1 protein-coding gene is annotated in these 249 nt (G+C 71.5%); it reads right to left on the bottom strand.

Going from position 1 to position 249, the window contains the following annotated elements; all coding sequences use genetic code 11:
• On the bottom strand, positions 1-249 hold a 249-nt coding region (locus SB751_RS33670; protein ID WP_410749454.1), incomplete at both ends, for an aminoglycoside phosphotransferase family protein.

Raw genomic sequence — 249 nt, 5'->3', positions numbered from 1 at the left:
CTGAATCCCGCGCGCTGAGCATCGCGCGTTGGATCGGAGGAAACGCCGGCGCATGCCGGCGTCTTTTTGGGTGATACGGGGCGTGTGCGTCGCGTGGCCGCGCGACGGCGTCGCACGCGATGCGGATCGCATCGTCGTCATGGCCGGCGGCCGACAGCTCGCCCAGCGTCGGCGTCGCGCATGCGCGTTCGAGCAGCACCGCGTCGCGATCGTGCAGCCATACCCGCGCGGCGCCGTTGCCGTTCCACC

This window comes from Cupriavidus sp. SIMBA_020 (assembly GCF_046535395.1).
In the GTDB taxonomy this organism is placed as follows: domain Bacteria; phylum Pseudomonadota; class Gammaproteobacteria; order Burkholderiales; family Burkholderiaceae; genus Cupriavidus; species Cupriavidus campinensis.
Note: the sequence above shows the minus strand (reverse complement) of the source record. Positions and strands in the feature narration are given on the sequence as shown.